At 42.3% G+C, this 21,254-nt stretch carries 7 protein-coding genes; all 7 read right to left on the minus strand.

The window, feature by feature from the left end; translation table 11 throughout:
• Positions 1-132: 132 nt before the first annotated feature.
• Positions 133-9,828, minus strand: a complete 9,696-nt coding sequence (locus ACQ5BJ_RS03855) for an amino acid adenylation domain-containing protein (protein WP_430108666.1) — start codon at positions 9,826-9,828, stop codon at positions 133-135.
• Complete coding sequence (locus ACQ5BJ_RS03860) at positions 9,819-16,988, minus strand: aminotransferase class III-fold pyridoxal phosphate-dependent enzyme (RefSeq protein ID WP_430108668.1); 7,170 nt, start codon at positions 16,986-16,988, stop codon at positions 9,819-9,821. Before ACQ5BJ_RS03860 ends, ACQ5BJ_RS03855 begins: the two co-directional genes overlap by 10 nt.
• Positions 16,989-17,024: 36 nt before the next feature.
• A complete protein-coding gene (locus ACQ5BJ_RS03865; RefSeq protein ID WP_430108670.1) occupies positions 17,025-18,275 on the minus strand; it encodes an MFS transporter in 1,251 nt (416 codons plus the stop codon).
• 101 nt (positions 18,276-18,376) lie between these two features.
• Complete coding sequence (locus ACQ5BJ_RS03870) at positions 18,377-19,258, minus strand: 3-hydroxyacyl-CoA dehydrogenase family protein (protein WP_430108673.1); 882 nt, start codon at positions 19,256-19,258, stop codon at positions 18,377-18,379.
• A gap of 53 nt (positions 19,259-19,311) precedes the next feature.
• The gene (locus tag ACQ5BJ_RS03875; protein ID WP_163977540.1) at positions 19,312-19,560 is read right to left on the minus strand and encodes an acyl carrier protein; all 249 of its coding nucleotides are present in this window, start codon (positions 19,558-19,560) and stop codon (positions 19,312-19,314) included.
• A 33-nt stretch (positions 19,561-19,593) separates the two neighbouring features.
• Positions 19,594-20,535, minus strand: a complete 942-nt coding sequence (locus tag ACQ5BJ_RS03880; protein WP_430108676.1) for an ACP S-malonyltransferase — start codon at positions 20,533-20,535, stop codon at positions 19,594-19,596.
• Positions 20,536-20,543: 8 nt separating this feature from the next.
• A complete protein-coding gene (locus ACQ5BJ_RS03885; protein WP_430108678.1) occupies positions 20,544-21,242 on the minus strand; it encodes a thioesterase II family protein in 699 nt (232 codons plus the stop codon).
• Between the last annotated feature and the right edge of the window lie 12 nt (positions 21,243-21,254).

The raw sequence follows: 21,254 nt of genomic DNA on the forward strand, positions 1-21,254 counted from the left end.
GACATATCGCTGCTACGCTGACTGTTCATTTTCATCGGCATAGCGGCGATATATCAGGGGTCGGTAAAACTCATACAATAGCAAACGATATTTATATAAGGTGCGATTCTACATCATTGCTCCATACATGTCTCAAATAAAGAGCAATTCATTGATGTTATTCATAAAGTTATGGAGCTCTTTTGTAATCCTAATGAGTTGATGCTCCTCACAAAACAGCTTAATCTTAAGTTCATCCTCTTGTATGGAAATAGCGATCTCCGTAGATAATCTCTCCGTCTTATTACGGTACATCTCCTTAATGCCAGTTAGCTCATCCTTCATCTCAGAAGATTGGGAATCATAGTGACCCAAATAGTTAAAGATCGGAATTGTTATTGTTTCGGAGCTGTAGATATCTTTTAAAGCACGCCTCACCTTTTTAAACTTGTTCTTCGGTTCTTCATGGGACAGCAATGCGGTAAAATGAATATTTTTCTCATTTGCAAAACGAATCAGATCTTTTATTTCTTCAAAAGCAATATGTTGATCCCTGGATGAGCTTAAAGGCAGAATATCAATAAACGCACCGATTGTATGGTGATAATTATGTGACCCATATTTTCTTCCTGTATGCATAAGTGCAAACGGTACCCTCTCAAGCTCAAAAGCAACCTCTGCCGTTTTCAAAAACATCTTCAAGGAAAAATCCCACGGCCTATCTTGTACAGACTCGCGAATTTCTTCTGTCAACGGAATGGCGATCGTTGTATTTATCAATGATGCTTCCTTATATTTTTTAAAATATTGACTGAAGCTGTCCTGGAATTCGTTTAGTTTAAACCTCTCCATCAGTTCCTTTTCCGTAACTCCTTGAGGCCCTTTCAACTGTTCTTGTACATAATGCTCATATTGCAGGTTGTGTTGTCCTCTTGGTTCCCCATTGTTCGCATAGGCTTGACGTATACTGGCTTGGATGATTTCGGAGCTCATCGCATCAAAGATTAGATGGTTACATGGCATGTAAACCTTATAGTGACGATCAGACAATTTGATCATGATCATATGATACAGCAATTTGTTATAAAGCTTTGTACGTTCTACCTGTTCTCCATAAAGCTGATGGATGTAAGCCAGGGCATTTTCTTTCAGTGCTTCGCTTGCATGCTCCAAGTTCAAATACGGAATTTCAATGCCTTGAACTACACCATACGCTCGGATCATAGGTTGATCATCGGATGCAATTAGAACACTTCTCAATACACTTTGTTCGTTAATGACACACTCCATGCTCTTTTTCAGCAGCTCCACATTGACTTTATGGTTAAAATCCATGATTGCCCCGCTATACATTTGATTGGCATCCAGAATGATTTTCTGCATCGCTGATAGTGGATAAACCCTCGTACTCTCGTTATTACTTATAATCGCACGGTCAAATCCTTTGAGTTGGTCAGTTAAAGCTTGCTTCCATTGCGTGAAGTTGAGGGAAGCAAGCTCCTTGCTATCAAGAACTTCTTCCTCGAAATCCATTCCTTTGCTCGCCCAGCTTTTATAGATGTTGCGTATATTTTCATAATAGAAAATATCTTTGATGGATATATCGATATCTGCCTTTTTTAACTCTTTGTATATTTTTGCAATTCGTAGCGAATCTGCACCTACTTCGAATAAATTGTCCTTCACGCCCAGTTGCTGCAATCCTAATACATTTTTGCAAATGTTGATCATGAGACTCTCGATCTCATTTTCGGCTTCCTCATAATGAGCCGCCGTCTTAATGATGCCCTCTAGTTTAGGCAGTCGCTTTCGATCAACTTTACCATTCAAAGTAAACGGTAATGATTCCATTCTCACAAAGTATGCGGGAATCATATAAAAAGGCAATTTCTTGCCCAACGATTCCCGTAACGTATGGACGGCAATCTCCTTCTCCGCTACGTAATAGGCACAAAGATACTTCGCACCGTCCACTTCCTTATCAAAGATCGCAACCTGAGACACCTCTGGAATCTGTAACAGATTCTGTTCGATCTCGCCTATTTCAATTCGATATCCTCTAATTTTGACCTGATGGTCGATTCTTCCCCTATATTCGATGTCCCCATCAGGCAGCCATTTCGCTAGATCTCCTGTTCTGTAGAGAATCTCTCCTGGCTGATAAGGATTATTTATAAATTTTACTTCCGTCAGCTCCTTATTGTTCAGGTATCCTCTTGCTACACCCACACCTGCAATGCACAGTTCACCGGCTACACCCGTTGGCACCAGTTTATTATGATTATCCAGTATCCATACTCGATGATTTTTAATAGGCGTTCCGATCGATATTTTCGCATGATTCTCCTGGGACAGCCTGCATGCGGTTGTACATACGGTATCTTCCGTCGGACCATATGCGTTGATAACCTCTACGTTTCCAAGCAGGTGTGCGATTTGTTCAACTTTCAGTTCACTTCCTGCGGTAATCACCCGCTTCAATCCATTCAATGCCTCGACATTTGCCGCTACAAATGGGGGTATGGTTATCGTTGTAATCTCGTGTATTCTCATATATTCGTTGAACAAATCAGCATTGAGCAGTACTTCTCTATCCGGTATACAAAGTGTATTGCCAAGCAATAACGCCATACACAGTTCCCATGAGAACGCATCAAATGCGACACTTGCAAATTGCAGGATATGTTCATCGTTACCAATTCCCAGATCACGTTCAAACCAATGCTTCAAGTTGATGACACCTTTATGCTCCACCATAACCCCTTTAGGCTTTCCAGTCGTCCCCGAGGTATAGATTACGTAGGCCAAATCATTGGCACTGTTGATATTATCGATTTGTTCAACAGAACTCGCATACAGTCTCTCTTTTTCTAAATCAATAACTTCATTGATCTCAAGTGTTCTCATTTGCGTAAGGGTATGGGTGGAAAGCATAATTGCTGCTTTACTATCTTCTAACATATAATTGATTCGATCTTCAGGATAATTCGCGTCAATAGGAAGATAAGCTGCGCCTGCCTTTAAAATGGCAAGTATGCCGATGACCATATCGATGGAGCGATCAATCATGATGGGTACAATGGAATCCACACTTATGCCTTTATCCCTGAGTAGCTTGGCCAACGCATTTGCTCTCTGATTTAGTTCCCAGTAGCTTAGGGTATCCTCACCGCATCGTACCGCGGCTTTCTCCGGGTTTCTCATAACTTGATCTTCAAAGAGACCGTGAATTGTACCCTCTGTTGGAACATCCATATAGGTGTCATTAAAACCATCCAACACCTTGTTTCTCTCGTCAGCTCCAACAATCTCAATCTCATCAATGCTTATATTTGGATTGGCAATGACCTGATTTAAAATATGGGAGAAGTGACCTTTGATTTTGTTGACTTCCTCTTCTTCATAAACCCCATCATTGTAAGTGAATTTGACAAGCAGTTCGTCTCCGGGAATGACTTTGATATTGAAGCTGTAGTTCGTTTCCTCAAATATTCGGGCCGACCGAATGTGGAGATTCACCTGATCCTGGATATCCTTAGGAATCATATCTTGATCGATCGGATAATTTTCAAAGACCATCAGCCCGTTGATGAGACCAGTACCAACCTCAGTAAGGTTTTGAACTTCAGCGATCGAACAGTATTGATAAGGCTCGCAATCATGGAAATCCGTCGTTATTTTCTGCAGCACTTCGCTATATCTTTTCTCTTGAGTTGTATTCACTCGCAATGGAATGGTGTTGATAAACAAGCCAACCATTTCATCAATGCCGTTTATTTGAGTCGTCCTGCCTGATACAATAAATCCGAACACGACATCATCCACATGATTGTATCTTTGAAGCTGAATCGCCCATACACTCTGGAAGATCGTATTAATCGTTACGTTATTTTGTTTCGCCACATTTTCGATTTGTTTGGTAATGTCTTGATCAAGGCTAAGAATGACCTCTTGCGGCTTTCCTTCGGTTACTGCCGCTTTTTTAAACGGAATATCGATTGCAGTGTCATATCCTTTCAAATACGCCGACCAATAGTGCAATGCTGACGTCTTATCCTGCGTACCTATCCACTTGATATATGCCTCGTAAGGCTTTACTTGCTTGGTCTCCACCTTGGAATTTTGCAAGAGACGATGATAGATGTCGAACAGCTCACTGCTTACCAATCCAAATGACCATCCATCCAAAATAATATGGTGATTGCTTAAAATCAAACTATACTCCCGCTCGTTCATCCTCACTACAAAAAGTCTAATGAGGATATCTTTCGATAAATCAAACCCTCTTTTCCGATCCTCCAAAACAAGCTGCTCGATATACGCTTCCTTTTCAATCCCCAGGTCTCTAATATCAAGGTACGTAAATTCAGCTTCTCTGGATTTGTAAACGATCTGCATGTTTTCTTTAAAACTGCTGCTGTCAAAATTCGTGCGAAAGACGTCATGGCGGGCGATGAGTTCCCTAAAGCTCTGGTTAAATAATTCCTTGTTTAGTTCACCGATCACTCTAAGCTCCATATTGACATGATAATATTCGCCTTTATCCGCCATCGAATGGAATAGAAGCCCCTCCTGCATCGGGGTAAGCGGGTAGATTCGTTTCACATTTTCGATTTGCTCGATGTTCTGAGTAATTTCGTCCCAAGATATGTGCTCATCGGTAAGATCCGAAGCGGTTATTTCTACATGATCCTGGGATATGCAATGATCAATGATCCAAGTAAGGCTATCCATATAGCGCTGTAACAATCTTTCAATCGTATCATCGTTAAACTCTTCCCTGATATAGCTCAAGGTCAGACAAAATTGTTTATGGAGCACCATAGCTGACATGTTCAGAGGATACAATCTGCTACTCTCTTTACTCACTGAATCTCCCGGAGAAATATCTGATAATATAAAGCTCGCACTTGATATATTCTCGTCGAACTGCCCCAAATAGTTAAAGCTGATGTCCGGTTTACGCATTGCCTTCCATTCAAATGGGGACAAATATTTCAAAATTCCATAACCTATCCCTTTATGAGGGATTCGTCTCAAGGTATCCTTTGTATCTTTAATTACGTCCGCTACATGATCTTTGGCGCGCAGAACCACCGGATACTGACTGGTGAACCAGCCAACTGTCCTTGTAATGTCCACCTCATCAATAATTTGTTCTCTTCCGTGCGATTCCAGATTAATGAGAATTCGATCGGTTTGGTTGAAGTCTGCTATCGTGTAGGTCAAGGCCGACAGAAGGATATCATTGATTTCCGTTGAATAGGCCTTATTTACTTTGGTTAATAATTTTTCGGTATAGGCCTTATCCAGTTCGATTGTCTTTTGTATGATCTTAGCGTTATCAATATTGGAGGGGTCATAATCCTTGTAAAGTTCTTTCAATTCCCATTCGCTGAGACTGTTCCAGTAATTGCGTTCATTTTGCAATGCATATCCGCTAGCATATTGTTTTTGCTTGGAAGCCCATTCTTGGAAGGAGGTCGTTTTTAAAGGCAGTTTCTGTTCTGGTTCGTTATAAAGCAAGTCAAAATCCTCTATTATGATTCTCCATGACACAGCATCGACTACCATATGATGAATGGCTATAAGCAAGTAGTCGCCCTTGTCCGTTTTAAACAGCCCTATTTTCACAAGTGGGCCCTTCGCTAAGTTCATGCTTGCTTGGAGTTCGGTGCATAAGCTTGTTATATAGTCATCCGCAATAGGTTTACCCCTGAGCTCATAAATATGAAAATCATACAATTTATTGGTTACTTCTCTGTTTATAAATGTATGGTCGACATATACGGCTCTTAACAGATCATGATGCTGCACAATTTGATCAAAAGCTCGTTCGATTCGGTCTACTCTAAAGCCTTCCTGTCGGAACAACATCAGATCCTGATTGAAATGATCCTGATTGAGATGTTCTTGCTCTAAAAACCATTTGTGAATCGGTGTCAGCTCGATCTCGCCTGATACCTCACTCTGATCGACGGCTTTCTTCGTATCCTTGATATGAACGATTAAGTCTTTCATTCTAGGGTTATTCATTAAGTCTTTAATCTCAAACGTATAGCCTCTATTGTTCATTTGAGAGATCGCTTGAATCGCTTTAATAGAATCTCCGCCCAGGGCGAAAAACTCGTCATTACGACCAACATTCTTTACACCTAATACCTTTTCCCACACCTGTGCAATTGATTTTTCCATGTCATTTCGGGGCGCTACATATTCTACTCCTGAATCAACTTCACCATCTGGTTCCGGCAGCGCCTTACGGTCTACTTTCCCGTTAGGGGTTAACGGCAACCGATCCATTTGTACGAAGTGCGATGGAATCATGTAGCTCGGCAGCGATGCAGCTACATGATCACGCAGCGCCGAAACAGATAATGCCGTCTCGCTGACGAAATACGCACACAAGTACGCCTGTCTGTCTTCTCCTGTCCGTGCCACTACGATTGCATCCTGGATCTCCTCATACAGCATCAAACGCTGGGCGATTTCGCTTGGCTCGATGCGGAAGCCTCGAATTTTGACCTGTTCATCGATCCGGCCCAAGTATTCTATATTCCCATCAGGCAGCCATCGGGCCAAGTCTCCCGTCTTATACATCCGTGTACCCGCTTCAAACGGGTTCGGAACAAATTTTGCTTCGGTTAATTCTGCATTGTTCAAATACCCCTGGGCTAGCCCGTCTCCGGCAACGCATAGTTCGCCCGCTACCCCAATAGGCTGTAAATAGTTATGACGATCGACGATGTATGCTTTTGAATTGCTGATCGCTTTTCCAATCGGGATAGATCTGTCGAACTCTTCCTTAATGACATAATAGGTCGAGAAGGTTGTATTTTCTGTTGGGCCATATCCATTAATCAGCTTCAGGCTCTGATGAGCCTTTCTTACTTGATTGACATGCTCCCAAGACAGTGCATCTCCACCCACCACTAAGTTTTTCAGCCCTGCAAAAATCGTCACGTCCTGTTGAACCAATTGGTTCAACAATGGCGAGGTCAGCCACATCGTTGTAATTTGGTTATTCCTTATTTCCTGCCCTAATCGTTCTGCATGTAAGAGGATATGCTCGTCAACTAAGACCAAGCCGCTTCCGTTCAGCAAGGCCCCCCAGATCTCAAATGTAGATGCATCAAAAACCATTGCCCCCGTTTGTAAAATCCGGTCGCCTTCCGCAAACTCAATGTAGTTTGTGTTTTTGACAAGCCGCACAACACTTCTATGCTCAACGATAACCCCTTTTGGTTTTCCTGTGGAGCCAGAGGTATACATGACATAGGCCAAATCAGAGGGGCTGTTCACTTGCTGCGGATTGCTGCAGCTTGCAGCCGACAGCTCTTCAGCGATTTGATCTATAAGCACGATGTCGATATGGCTATCGATATGATGTCGCAACATCTCTCCGTGATTGGATGGAGCCAGAAGAATTCCCGTATTGGAATCTGCAAGCAGGGTATTCATTCGTTTTGCCGGATATTTCCGATCAAGAGGCAAATAAGCGCCGCCCGCCTTCAGGATACCTACAATGCCGATGACCATCTCCACCGAACGTTCTCCTATAATCCCAATCAAGACATTTCTTCCTACGCCCTTTTGTCTTAAACGATGGGCCAGACGATTTGCTCTCTCATTGAGCTCTTGATACGTAACCTGTTCATCCTGGCAGCGTAATGCGATTTGCTGCGGCACCCTGTCTGCTTGCTCTTCAAGCAGCTGAACGATCGTTTTATCCTTCGGATAATGGCTGTGCGTCTGATTGAACACATTGAGAATTTGCTGCTTCTCGCTGTCCTCGATAATTTCGACTTCCTTAACGCGCATCTGTATGTTTTCCAAAATCTGATCAACAACAGCATTAAACGCACCAATGATCTTTGAAATCCCCGCTTCAAACAAGGCGTTCTCCTTATAGATGAAATTGAATGTCAACTTGTCGTCTTGAGTCACAACTAGCGTTAGGTTATAATTCGATCCTTCAATAAGCTGATGAGGCAATACAAACACGGAATTCAGTATTTTTAAATCATTGTTTTTCAAAATTTCTTCGTTTAATTGCTTCTCATCAATCGGGTAATTCTCAAATACAAGGAGGCTGCTAATCAAATCGCTTTTCATTTCACTCTGATTTTGAATTTCAGCGAGGCTTACATAATCATGCTTGCCGTTTTGCAGTGTATTGCTGCTTATGCGCTTCACCAAATCTTGATATCGCAAGTTGTCTGTAAAGCGCACACGAAGCGGGATTGTATTAATAAACAGTCCTGGAATCACTTCCACGCCTTCGATTTCCGCATTTCTGCCTGATACGACATAACCATATACAATGTCATCCGAATTGTTGTATTTGCTAAGGAGAATCGCCCATATGCTTTGAACGATTGTATTTACTGTTACTCTACTCTCCTGGGCAAGGCGTACGATGTGTGACGTTTTTTCTTTGTCCCAAACCAGTGCCTTCTCTTTCAGCATAACTTCATTTGTTTTATTCTCTTTTTCAAAAGGCATCTTTGTGACTTCTTTGCATGCTTGCAAGTAATCCTTCCAGTACGCTTTTGACTCAACGATATCTTTGTTTTTCAACCAGTCGATATAAGCAGAATACGGCACTGCCTCGTTCAGATTCGCCTTTAGGCCAAGCTTTAATTCATTATAAATTTGAAATAATTCGATGAGAATTAAGCTGTTGCACCAGCCGTCCATCAAAATATGATGCAGATGAAAGATCATGCTGTATCTTTTCTCCTGCATTCGAACAAGCACAATACGCAGCAGCATATCCTTGCTTAAATCAAAGCGTCTTGTTCGATATTGCTTGATTAATTGTTCCAAATAGGCTTCATGATCATCGCCACGATTCGTAATATCCATATACTCAACCGCTGCGCTTCGCTTTTTATAAACCACCTGCATATTTTGCTTGAATGCGGAATAGTCAAACGTCGTTCTTAAAATATCATGCCGGTCGATAACAAGGTTAAAAGCCCGATCGAGCATTTCCAAATCGATTTGCCCTTCAACCTGAAAACAAGACAATTTAATGTACGTATCCTGTTCATCCGACAAAGCATGATAAAGCATACCCTCTTGCATAGGCGCAAGAGGGTAGATGTTCTTAATATTGTGAAGCTCATCCTTGTATACATGCAATTCTGCCATTGTGATGTCTTCTAGCGTAATATCGGTTACGGTGATTTCTGCTTCCTGTTTGGCTGAACAATGATCGATTAGACGGCTCAAATGATCTTGATATACACTCAGCAGCTTTTCGACAGTTCCTGGATAAAACTCATCCTGTCTATAGGCAATCGAGATCTTTATTTGGTCGGCAATGAGTATGGCTTCCATATACAACGAATGGATGCTTGCAAGATAGCTGGAGGGGTGGTCATTAAAACCATGATTTATGATCTCAAAACCATTCTCTCTTGCAGCTTGATCGCTTCTGCCTACATATTTGAAGCTAATTTCAGGCGTTACATCGTGAAAGTCTTCACTGGATAGGTATTTGAAGACCCCATATAACCTTCCCTGATTGGGAATCCTCCGCAGCATGTCTTTCGTATGCTTGATTGTATCACCGAGATCATCGTAAGCTTTAAGCACAACCGGAAATTGTGAACTGAAGCACCCTACCGTTCTGCTCACATCCATAGCGTGGAACAATCCATCTCTCTCCTGGCTTATTAAGCTAATCAGCGTGTTCGCTTCTCTTGTCCAATCACGGATTGTCAGGGCTAAGGCGGCTAATAAAATGTCAAGAAAATCCGTGCGATAGGCTTTGTTGAGCCTTTCCAGCAACTCACCGGTAACTTGTACACCAAGCTCTTGAACCTGTTTGTTCAACTCCATGCAAGTTTACCTCTTTCCCTTGGCAATTTTTTGAGGTTCGTCTCATGTAAGCTTTTCCAATATTCAGCCTGACTTTTTACACGGTAAGAGTTTGCAGATTCATGAAGTTTTTCTGACCAATCCTTGAAGGATGTTGTTTTCTCGGTAAAAGCGATGCTCAATCCTTTTTCCGCCTGTATATAGCCATTCGAGAAATCTTCGAGCAGGATACGCCAAGACATCTCATCAATGACAAGACCATGAATGGCAATGAATAACCTATCTCCCGCACTCGTCCTGAACAAGCCCAGTCTAACTAACGGCCCTTTTTCAAGCTCCATGCTGCTTTGAATCTCCTTGCATGTTTCGATAACTTCTTGATCCGATATGCTCTCATATACATGCAAGTCATACAGGTTTTTACCGGTATCTCGATTGACTTGCATGACATTGCCGTTGTCATTCTTGTACACCATTCGCAATGCATCATGATGGATGAGCAGTTGATCAAAAACCTTTTTTACAATGTCAGTCTGGAGGCCGGCTTCCCTGTGCAGCATTTTAGTTTGGCACCAATGATGTTGATCTGTATGTTCTTGTTCAAAAAACCATTTCTGAATCGGAGTTAACTTTACTTTCCCTGCTGAGGATTCCTCACTATGCTTGATACGCTGCTGCTCAATCCAGTTTACTAGCTGCTTGATCGTGGGGTTTTTGTATAAATGATCAACTTCGAAAATGTAGCCTTTGGCTCTAGCTCGAGATATTAGTTGGATAGCTTTAATCGAATCCCCACCCTTTTGGAAGAAGTCATCGTTGAAGCCGATTGAATTTGAGCCCAAAGTCACTTTCCAGATCGTTGCTATCTCCTCTTCGATCTCATTGCACGGAGCCTCATTGCTTACAACAGCACCGACTCGTCCTGAGAGCACCGGCAATGCATCACGAGCGGGACTTCCATCCGATGTATGCTTTCCCGCTTCTTCTTGTCCGAATTTCCCAATATCCTTGAGCGTAAGGCCAGAGTTATCGTTATGATCGTTATGGGTGATGAACTCTAAAATACGGCTATAGTCTTGCCCCCATCTCGCGACCGTCTCTTCTTTAAATAGGCATGTTTTATAAGTCATACCCATGTGAAAGACGCCATTTTCCTCAAGAATTTCAATGACAAAATCAAAATCGGAGAATTTCGTTTTATACGCATAAGGTGTAATTTCTACATTATCGATCGCGAGTACTCTTTCATCCGTTTTTTCATAGACAAACCTTACATTAATGAAGCCTTCCCTGCTGTTTTTCGCTTTTTTCATGTAACTTGCCAAAAAGTTGAACGGATAGTACATGTGGGAATAGGCTTCTAAACAATTTTGTTTGACTTCCTTTAAAAACGCTGTGAACGTCTTCTTATCCGACAGATTGTTTTTCAATACGATGGTGTTGGTGAACATACCAATGCTGTCATGAAACGAACCATCTGCTCGGTTGGTCACAGGGGTGCCTATGCATATTTCTTCATTTCCGGTTAATTTTTTCAGTAAAAGAGTAAACGCTGCAGCCAGCAACATAAATAAAGAGCATTGATGGCGGGCAGACACTGATTTCAAATCACGAACCAATTCTGAGCCAAGTTTCATATGGACGGTATTGGCCGCAAAATCCGAATCTGCAGGGGCTGGATAATCGGCTGGGAGCTTCAGGACGCTAATATCTCTGGATAATTTGGTAAGCCAGTATTGTTCACCGTGCTTACACTCGTTCGACGCCAAATACTGCGTTTCCCACTCAACAAAATCTCTATACTGTTTATTCACAGGCAAAAGACGCTCATTCGCATATAAGCGCATAAATTCCTGCACAAAGATGCTCATCGAGATTCCGTCTGCTATCGTATGATGAAAGTTGAAAATCAACGTACCTTCATAAGCTCCTTCATCAATCAAGATGACCTTGAACAAAGGAGCTTCCGCTAGGTCAAACGGTGTAACGAATTGTTCGATGAGATCATCCAGTTCCTCTTGGAAGCCCTTTTTAACAACCTCAATTTTAAAATCCACTTGTTCAAGAATCTCTTGCTTAAACTCCCCGTCTTCAACAAATAGGCGTGTTCGCAAGCTTTCATGACGACTCACGATTTCATTGAGTACGGTCTCGAATTGATGACGATCCAGTGCACCTCTCACCTTTAAGACGGTCACCATATTGTAGGGGTCGTCTTTGCCGATGGAGCTCAGTGTGAATAAACGCTGCTGGATAATTGACATAGGAAGTATGGATTGCTGAAATTCCTTTTGAGAGGATTGAATTTGAATCTCTCGATTTTCGTGTTGGCTCCATGGAGAGTCGCCAAAATATCCGGCTTGGCGCATCTCTTCAATAGTCATTTTTATCGCTTCAAATAGATAATCGATATCCGCATCCGAGTGTTCGGTTGAGAAGAAGCAATTCCGGCCTTCCCAGACGTATACCCCCTTCTCCAGCAAACCAAAGAAAAAGATTTCGAAATCTCCTCGAAACACAAATCGGAAAAAGGAACCAAAATTCACTACTGTTATAGGGACATGTTGATTTTCGAAATAGGTGTTGACTCGATGCACAAAATCATTGGTTTTCTTATTCAGCCTGTCATAAAGCGTATCCTTATTTTCCGTTATATAGGTTAATGTAGCGTGAGCCGCGGCCATGGCCAACGGATGATGCGAAAAGGTTCCAGCCACAAAGGTTCTCTTTTGCTCACAAGGCGGAACTGACGTATCGCCAAAGCTCCACATGCCTCCATCAATACAGTCCATAAACGCTGACTTGCCAGATACAACCCCGATAGGCATTCCGCCGCCAATGACCTTTCCATAGGTTACGATATCAGCTTTGATGCCAAAATACGCTTGGGCTCCTCCTGGATCAATTCGAAAGCCGGTAATAATCTCGTCGAATATAAGCGCTATCCCGTTATCCTCCGTGATTTGCCTTAACTTCTGAAGAAATTCCTTGGGCTGAACATCAGGTCTTCGGCTTTGAACCGTTTCTACTAAGACACCAGCTATCTCATTCGCGTGATTCCTGATATATTCCAAGGAAGCTGCTTGATTGTAATTCAACATGACTAAATCACTAACTACGCTGTCCATAATACCTGGTGCCAATGGGATCGTTGTCAGGCTTCCATCCTCTCCAATCGAGGACAATCCAAGCAAGCCATCATATGTGCCGTGATAGGAGCCCGCAAAAGTAACGATTTTCTTCTTTCCCGTGCTGGCACGCGCAATTCGTACAGCGACCATATTGGCTTCTGTACCCGAGTTATAGAAAGCTACCCTCTCGACACCTGTTAAATGGCTGATTTGTTCTGCAACCGTCCCGGCCAGCCTGCCCATTGGACCTAGAGGCATTCCTCTGCGGAGCTCCTCCGTCAATGCTTCATTGATAAAGCTCGGGTTATGTCCAAGCAAGTTAACGCCAAAGCCCATCGTTACATCAATAATGCTATTTCCATCAATATCGCGAAGCTTCGATCCCTGTCCGGCGTCAGCCACAATCTGATAAATCATTTCCTTCATGATCGGCCTGAATCCCGCTACATTTCGATTATTTGCATATACTTTTCTGAATCTTTGGATGTTCTCTTTTGATTTTGGAGTAAAGCTTGTATACTTTTTCTCTATATTTCGAATATAGGTAAGCTGCAAATCATTGAAATTTTCACTATCAATTAAATCAAGTTTTTTGTAGGGGACATAGTGGCTTTTGGTGTCCACCGCCACCGGAGCAGACTTTGGGCTGCTCACAGTGACCTCGTTCGGCTTCAAGCTTGGCAGCTTGTTGTCTGCCGGCTGCATCTGTCCGGGATTTGTTGGATTTGTCAGATTCTTTAGAACAGCCAGCTGCTCCGACATAATTTGCATCTGCGTAGTAAAGATACTCTGCAAGGCGTCCACACCATTGAACGAACCTAACGAGTAACGCTGTTCCTTGCCTACAGCCTCCAAGCTATTCATCTGCTCTTCAGCATGAATCTCACTCACCGGCTCGCCGGACACACGCTCAGCAACCGTTACGCTCTCGTCTTCATCCTCGGCCCAATCGGTATGTTTGCTAATATGCTCGGTTATCTTTTCAACGGTATCCAGGTTGATAAAAAACTCATTTAAAGTAATCGAGAGATTAAACTTATTCGAAATCTGTTTATTGAGCTGAATGAGTACTAAAGAATCAAAGCCAAGCGTAAGCAGGTTGAGATCATCCTCGATTTCTTCGATCTTTAGCCCTGTTAAAATGATGATCATTTCTTTTAATTCTGATTTGATTTTTTCTTTTGGGTTAGGCCGCAAGTCGCGACTTAGAGGCTTTTGTGGAATCTGCGGAGTCTGCACATACTGTGAAGTTTGAGGCACTGCTTTTATGTCCTTGGCTGTTCCCGTTACTTGCATGGGAACACTGTCGTTGCGCTTCATTCTCCTTTCCTCTCGCCAAAGCTCCTTCTTTTGAAATGGATAATTGGGGAGCTTAACTTTGCTTTTCGCATAAGATTTATAGAATGTGTTCCAATCCAAATCCATTCCATTCCTAAACAGAGCTGAGACAGAGAGAAAGAATTGCGCATAATCCTCTGCTTCTCTTCTCATGGAAGGCAAAAACAAGATATCATCATCATGCAGGCATTGGCTGGCTAATCCACTTAAGGTTGCATCCCCACCGATTTCAATAAAGATATCGACGCCAAGTCGCTTTGCTTCTTGAACTGCACGCTGGAAATCAACCGGTTTTGATAGATGCTCTACCCAATACTTGCTTGTGCCCAGCATCTCTTCATTTTCCAATCTTCCTGTAATGCTGGATATCATCGGTATCTGTAAGCTTGAGAATGTAATATCTCCGATGCCCTTCTCATACATGCCTTCATATTCCTTCATTAACATGGAGTGATAGGGATGAGGAATATTGAGCTTATTATAAAAGACTCTGTGCTTGGCCTGTAACGTTTCAATCACGAGATCTACCTCATCATTTTGACCCGAGATCGTAACATTGTCAGGAGCATTAATCGCAGCGATTGTTACATGTTTGCATCCGCTCTCCTCCAATGCAGCTCGCACGTATTCCACATTTGTAAGGATGACGACCATCTTGCCTTCGACATCAATCGATTCCATCATTTTTCCACGCTGCGCAATCATTAGAATCACATCATCTAGGCTAAGCAATCCTGCATAGCAGGCTGCTGTATACTCACCTATGCTGTGACCAATGATGACGTCAGGCTTAACACCTAACATACCCCACAGCTTGGTTAAGGCATACTCAACCGAGAATATGGCCGCCTGTGAATATAGCGGTCTACTGAGCAGGGTCGGGTCTTCCCCATAGATTCCATCAAGTATGGATAGGCCAAGTATGGAGTTAAACTTCTCATTGCACACATTCATCGTTTCTTTAAACGTACTGGACAATGTATAAAACTCTCTTGCAATCGCTTCATAGATGGAGCCCTGTCCTGTAAATAAAAAGGCAATTTTCTTGTCTTTGGCCGTGCTCTTTTGGATAAGAAGCTCATGGTCGATGTCGCCGCTTAGCACCAGTTCCATTCTATCTACTAATTCTTCTTTGCTTTTCCCGACTGCCGCAAATCTGTAGTTTAAAAATGATCGGCTAATATTGGTCGTATACGCAATATCTCCAACAGAGTCTGTATTCTTTATCAGATGCTCCTTCATCATACTCACATATTCTTTTAGCGCCTTTTCACTCTTGGCTGACAAGGTTAACAGGTGTGCCGGCAATTCATCCAACTGCTCATCCTTGCTCTGCGGCAGAGGGGGCTCCTCAAGAATAACATGCGCCAAGGTGCCGCTAAACCCAAAAGAACTAATACCAGCTCTTCTGACTCCTTCAGGCTTATGCCAAGCCATGAGTTCGTCTGCGATCTTAACTTTTCCCCACGAAATGTTCTTATTGGGGTTTTTATAGTAGATGTTCGGCAAGATTTTCTTATGCTCGATTGACATAATAACTTTAATTAACGAGGCCATTCCAGACGCGGCTTCTAAATGCCCTATATTCGGTTTGGCAGATCCGATCAGGAGAGGAGCCTTTTTATTCTTAAAAACCTCCGATAACGACTGGATTTCGATCAAGTCGCCTAGCGGCGTTCCCGCTCCATGCGTTTCAATATAATCGATATCATCGATCGTTAACTTGGCATTTTGCAGCGCCTGTTTCATTACGCCCTGTTGAGACAGCCCGTTAGGAGCCGTAAAGCCGTTGGACTTGCCATCTTGTCCAATCACTACATTTTTGATCAGGGCCACAACTTCATTTCCTGCTTGTTTAGCGTCTTTGCATCTTTTAAGTATGATGACGCCACAGCCCTCGCCTCTTCCAAAACCATCTGCCTCATGATCAAATGCTCTGCATTTTCCATCCTTAGATAAACCGCTGAATTTGGAAAGTCCGATAAATGGCTCTGGTGTAAGCAATAGATTAGAGCCCCCGACAATAGCCATGTCGCACTGATTATTCCGCAAGCTGTCTACGGCCATATTCAAAGCTGAAATGGAAGAAGAGCAAGCGGTATCACAGATGATGGCCGGCCCTTTGAAGTCATAGAAATACGACAATCTACCAGCTGCGGAACTGAGTGAGACTCCGGCCGTAGAGTATGCCGTAATATCGGAAGCATCGCCTGAATACAATTCGGCGTTGGCATATTCGTAGGCGCTTATTCCAATAAACACACCAGTCCTGCTCCCCTTAAGCTCCTCTATATTCAAAGCTGAATTCTCTAGTGCCTCCCAGCTAACCTCCAATAAAAGCCGGTGCTGAGGGTCTATAGAAGCAGCTTCTAGGGCAGATAAGCCGAAATGAATATTATCAAAATCTTTTATGTTATCCCGCAAAAATGAGGCGTTTTTTGTGATCATTTTCCCTTCATCTTCAGGATTGTCGCTGTAATAGCTACGATAGTCAAATCGATCCGGTTTGATTTCAGTAACAGAATCCATCCTGTTAGCCATTACATGCCAATATCCTTCAGGATTCCAAGCATCACCTGGAAAACGACATGAATAGCCGATTACAGCAATTTCTTCGCTGCTCTTCTGATCTTGGATGATCGTGGACAGCTCTTCTATTTTAGCTGCAGCTTTTTTGAGAGCTAATTTATATTTATCAATCTCTTGCTCCATACAGTCACTTCCTTTTCCTCTAAAGTGATCTACTGATTACGCGCCAATTTTTTGTTGTTCCGGATTGAATTGAATAAAAGATTTAAATGATTTCAAGAAAAATAAAGGGATGAACAAGACGGTCATTGCCATAAAGCCAGAAAATACGATGGATTTAATCGGGAAAAACTCACCTAGAAGGCCGCCAATAAACATGGCCAACGGTGCAAGTCCCATTGTAAGCGTTCCCTTTATAGAGGACACCTTGCCCCTCATTTCCTGGATAACTGTTAATTGAACGGTCGATTCAATCAAGACATTGACAAGTGCATTGAATATACCGCCGATAAATAACAAGATAGCCATGACGACAAAGTTGTTCATCATGACCGCGGTCGAAAAAACGATCCCCGCTAATAGCCCTGAAACCGTAAGAACCATACTTCTGTTATCGGGCTTAATCCGAATTACGGATGTAAAAACCATCCCCGCGAGCATACCTAGCGTAAAAATAGCCATCGCAATGCCGTATCTTACTTCCCCCAAACTCTCGGAATTTTTAAACATCGGTGCAAGCAATACAATACTTATCGTTGCAAAAAAGTTTAAAAAACCCGCCAAAACAATTAAGTCTCTAAGTCCTTTCATCTTCCAGATGTACGAAAATCCGTCCTTCATATCCTGCCACAAATTATATTGTTGATCCTGACTCGTTGACTTTGGAATTTTCATAAAAAAGGTGAGGACAAATGAAATCATATAGGATATGCCGTTGCACAAGAATAGAATTGGCGGTCCTACGAGATGATACAACACCCCGCCAGATGAGGGCCCAATGATTTGAGAAATTGCACGCAACATGCTTACATTGGCACTTGCCTGTACAATCTGAGATGTGGGGACGATATCTGGAATCGTTGAAGTAACTGCGGGATTGAAAAACGCCGCACATCCGCCAAGAATAATCCCCGCAACAAAAGCCATCCAAATTTCAAGAAATCCAAAGATAGCTGCAATCCCTACAAAAAGAATACATACTCCTCGAATGAAATCCATTAATAATATCATTTTCCTTCTATCTGTGCGATCTACAATTACACCGGCAAAAGGAGATATGAGGACTTTAGGCAGCAATGATGTCGCGAGCAACGCCCCCATCAGTCCTGGTGAGCCTGTTTCGTAGAGTATCCAAAAGGTTAAGGCGATTTCATAGATCGAGTCGCCTAAAGTGGAAACCAGTTGACCTTGCCAGAGCAAAAAGAAATTCATCGACCATAACCGCTTTTTAGGTTCGCTTGTATTCTCCATTTTTCCTCCAGTCGAGAGCTAAAACAAAAGAATCGCGCTCAGTTTGAAGATTTGGCCCACTCTTCCACCGAACACGATTCCCTTGTCCAACACCTATTTAATTAAGCTTTCACGAGGCTGCCTTCGTACTTCGGATACGTATAAAAGCCTTGTCCCGTTTTCCTTCCGTGTGTTCCTGCTTCCACCATTTTACGAAGAAGCGGGCAGCAACGAAATTTTGAATCCTGATAGCTCTCGTATAATATATCGAGGGAATGTACAACGGTATCCAATCCTATCAAATCGGCAGTTTCAAGCGGTCCCATTTTATGTCCAAAGCACTTCTTGAATACATCGTCCACATCCTTCGGCTTTGCAACCTGATCCTGAACAACGAATGCAGCCTCGTTCATCATCAGATGTGAAATCCGGTTGGATACAAAGCCAGGCAGGTCATTGACAATAATAGCTTCTTTATTCAGCGTTGCGAGAAGATGAACGGTAGCATCAATGGTTTCATCCGAAGTATGGTAGCCCTTGATAACCTCGACCACTGGTTTCATAATTACTGGATTCATATAATGGGAGCCGATGACCTTCGTCGGCCTGTTCGTGAGTGAAGCGACTTTGGTAATGGAAATACAAGAAGTGTTGACTGCAAAAATACAATGTTCGGGGCAAATTCGATCAAGCGTTAGATATACGTCTCTTTTTATCTCCCATTTCTCCGGCACATTTTCGATGACATAATCCGCATCCTTTAATAAGTCATAATTAACCGTAAAACAGATTCGATTCAGAATGAGTTCTGGCTTCTCCACCTTGAAATCTTTGTTGTACAAGCCTTTAAAACGAATATTGCTGGCAATTTGCTCTTTTGCTTTTGCAAGAATGTCTTCTGAAATATCAACGAGGATCACGTCGTACCCAGCTGCTGCAAAATGATGTGCAACGCCTGTTCCCATAACGCCTGCACCAATGACTCCAATCATCTTCATGTTCATCCCAGTCCTTTCCCTTTGTTTAATGCATCAAACAAGAGAGAATCATTTTGCTATTATTGGCCTACTGCAGCACTTTTGCTCGTGACGAACGTAGTAATCGCCTGGATGGATCTGAAGTTGTTCAAATTCAAATCACTGTTTTCGATTTCGATGCCAAACTCCTTTTCAATAAACATCACCAGTTGCATGGCAAAAAGAGAATTGACATCTCCAATTGCAAAAATATCATCAGTATCCTGCAATTCTTTCTTTTTGATGAAATTACTCAAAAAAACTCTTGTTCGGTTTTTGATTTCTTCCATTTTGATTACACCTCAACTTCATTGTATTTTTACTTACATGGCATTTTTTAATCGCATAAATTTCTTATACGTTAAAAATTCAGCATCCAGACTGATGATCCTCGATATTTTCATAAGTGAATCATCCAAGCTAATTTCAACAAAACTGTCGATTCCCCATTCGCCTAGCTTCTGAATGGAGGCATTCCAATTCATAGAACTTGCCATATTTTTGATAAGCTCATTCTTTAATTCAGCAGCATCTTGGATGACAGTCTGAGTAAACACGGACAAAATCGGTATTTCACCATCACAAATGGGAATCTCCTCGACAAGCTTCACGAACTTGTCAATGCCTCTTGCTGCGTAAGGAGAATGGAACGCATAAGGCGAATGGATGGCTGAAGCCTTTATAGCCCCAGATTGTTCAGCGAGTTCCAAAACTCGTTCAACGCTTGCCTTTATTCCTGACACAACCAGACATGTCTCATTATTTTCGCTGGCGATATACACATCATCTTCCGTTGTACCATTGGCAATGAGGTCACGAACCTCCTGGTGCGTCTTTCCCACGATAACCCCCATGCTGCATGGAATAGCAAAGCTTTTGGGATACTCGTATATCGTTCGAAGCATTCGCAACCCATCACCAAACGAAATGGATTTTCCACAGGCCATAGCCGTGATTAGACCCATACTGTAACCAAGCATCATCGCTGGCCTTATCCCTGAATTCCTATATTGCTGGTACACAACATAATCGCACGTATAAATCACAATCCAATCATAAAACGTCTTGTCATTTCCCGTATGTTCCCTATCATGCGATTGAAAAAGATAGGAATACAAATCAAGCCCAATTTCCGCGTTCACAGTGGAGCAGTATGTCTTGAGGGTATTACGCTGTTCTTCATCAAACCTGTCCAAAAAATCCCGATAGTCCGCTCCAACACCCTGAAAAAGAAAGGCATGCTTTTTACTCGTTAACTTGTCCATGTCCATCCTCATTTTTCTGGCAATAACTCGCCTTCAAAAATATCTATGATTTTATCTACATGATCATTGATAAAAAAATGACTTCCTGTAAAATAATAAAACTTGGTTTTTTTGTCGCATAAATCATTCCATGTTATCGCTTGTCTGCCATCAATCGTATCTTCTAATCCATGAAACACGGAAATCTCGCATTTTATTTTTTCCGCTTTTTCCTTAAACTCATAGTTTTCCATGATCCTGATGTCATTTTTTAATACCGGCAAATAGAATCTCATTAATTCCTTACTCTGTGACAGCTCCTCATGAATGCCGCCAAGCTCAATTATTTTTACAATAAATTCATCATCAGGCATAGTGGAGCTGACATACATGTTATTCTTCACAATGGGAGACTGTCTTCCTGAGAAAAAAATATGCGCGGGCTTCCGTTGTCCTTCCGCTATCACTTTATAGTAAAGCTCATAGGCCAACAGCGTTCCCATACTATGCCCGTAGACCGCATAGTCTTCAACCTGAATTTTATCCTTTATCCATGAATAAATATCATCGACAGCCTCTGTCATATCCACATAAAAGCCCTCTCCGAGTCTCTCGCCCCTTCCCTTTATCTCAATCGCTTCGATTTCTAAGGAGCGATTAGCGAATTTACTCCAGTTCGAGTACGCACGCTTGGAGCCGCCTGCAAACGGCAAACAAAATAATTTCATTGTGACGTTCTC

Origin of the sequence: Paenibacillus sp. B1-35 (assembly GCF_050474385.1) — a bacterium.
In the GTDB taxonomy this organism is placed as follows: Bacteria; Bacillota; Bacilli; order Paenibacillales; family Paenibacillaceae; genus Paenibacillus_B; species Paenibacillus_B alvei.